At 59.1% G+C, this 2056-nt stretch carries 1 protein-coding gene; it reads left to right on the top strand.

What is annotated here, in order from left to right; translation table 11 throughout:
• Positions 1–2056, top strand: a 2056-nt coding sequence (locus NOV21_RS07795; RefSeq protein ID WP_283171794.1) for a condensation domain-containing protein, incomplete at both ends; no start/stop codon positions are given.

Raw genomic sequence — 2056 nt, 5'->3', positions numbered from 1 at the left:
GGTACCGCACCGGCGACGAGGGGCGCTTCTGGCCCGACGGCACCATCGAGTTCCTGGGGAGGCGCCAGTCCCAGCAGCAGGTGAAGGTGCGCGGCCACCGCGTGGAGCTGGGGGAGATCGAGGCGGCCCTCGCGGCTTGCAGGGGGGTCGATCGGGCGATAGTGGTAGCTTGCGAGCGAGATCATTCAGTTACGCTCCATGCGTATGTTGTTCCCCGCAATCACGAAGAGGCAGGCAATCAGGCATACTTCGATGAACTGGAGCAGCGTCTTCCCTCTTACTTTATCCCAGCGACGATCGATGTCCTGCAACAGGTGCCCACCACGGCAAATGGGAAGGTGGATCGAGCCAGCTTGATTCGACGGGCGGCGTCGATGGAGATCGCAGATAGTCCGTCTTGCGCCTTGGAGGGCACGGTCGAGCACGATGTCGCTGCGGTATGGAGAGATGTTCTTAGGGTTGATGGCATTGATGCCGGGAGTGATTTTTTTGCTCTTGGCGGTGACAGTCTGAGAGGATCGCGGGCTATCGCCGCACTTCGCAGGCGGGGATACCATGAAGCGTCATTGCAGGGGCTGTTTCGCTGCCGAGTCCTTCGGGATTTCGCGCGGCAGGTGGGCGTCAAGGCAACACGGGAGGTAAAACCGGCGATTTCGCATGACGAGCAGGCTCATTTTGAGGATTTCCCGCTCACGGAGATCCAACATGCCTATGCCATGAGCAAGTTGGGCGAAACACGTTCCCGCGATGCGGCAACGACGTACACGTTGTTCTTACGGGCGCCATACCTGGCAGCCGATGCCTTCGAGATGGCATGGAAGCGTGTCTGGATGCGCCATCCCATGCTGCGGGCAGAAGTGGGGCAGAGTGCTCAGCGCTTTATTCCCGATGCTGCGTTTCCCGGGGTGGAACGGCAATCCTTTACGCAGGAACGTCAAGCGCAGGCCTTCATGGAAGAGTGGCAACGGGCGGCATATCCCCTTTCTAGATATCCTTCGTATGGGGTGTGCATCATCGCGTGCGACGAATGGGCAGACCAAAGCGTTATCGGTTATTCATTTGACTTCATGCTGTTGGACGCAACGAGCGTCATGCACGTCATAGCGGATACTTTGAGGTATATGGCCAACCCTTCGCTTGCCCTGCCGGCGATCTCCCTTGATTTTAGGGATTGCGTTGTAGGGTTGGGCGAGAATGAACATGCCCGCGAAGAAGCCAAGCGGTATTGGCACTCTCTGCTTGCGGATTTTCCAAAAGCGCCACTTGCTTCCTTGCGGGGGCTTTCGACGGAATCCCACCGAATAGTTCGATTGCAGAAAACGTTGACGACTGATGAGTGGAATGCGCTATCGCATCGGGCTCACGCCGTGGGGGCGACGCCGACAACCCTTCTCTTAACCTGCTACGCGAAGGTGCTCTCCCGGTGGAGCGGGGGCGAGGATATTGCCCTTAATGTAACGGCGTTTAATCGACCGGATGGTCATCCAGAAATCGATCTTGTAGCAGGTGATTTCACCACCCTTGTCCCCGTCCGCTATCGGCAGATAGCGGGTGAGTCCTTTGGCCAAGCGCTCGATGGCATGAAAACCGAACTTGCCGCCGCCCTGGACCATCGCGCTGTGTCTTCTGTATGGATGCAAAAACAGATTGCCGAAGCGGGAGAAGAGGGAACGGTAACCCTTCCGGTGGTGTTCACCAGCGCCCTTGGTATGGCAACCGAAGACGAGATCTGGAAAGCGGTTCGCTACCAGGGGGGCCTATCAGCAACTCCCCAGGTGATTCTCGACAATCAGATTCTTGAGTTCTCAGATGAAGTGGTTTTGTGTTGGGATTTCGACCAGGGAGATCTTCCTCGTGAGTGCATTGAGGCCATGTTCTCGGAATACCTCTCGGCGCTGAATGCCCTCGCGCGGGGCAGCTGGGACGAGCCGCTCCTCCCCTCCTACGAGCGCGCCTCCCGGGGCGACGCCCGTCCCGCCGCCCCGGGGCCGATCCACGCCGGCTTCTTCGAGCGCGCCGCCGAGGATCCCGGCCGCATCGCCCTGAGGTGGGGGGA

Origin of the sequence: Curtanaerobium respiraculi, from assembly GCF_024609215.1 — a bacterium.
Lineage (GTDB): Bacteria > Actinomycetota > Coriobacteriia > Coriobacteriales > Eggerthellaceae > Curtanaerobium > Curtanaerobium respiraculi.
Note: the sequence above shows the minus strand (reverse complement) of the source record. Positions and strands in the feature narration are given on the sequence as shown.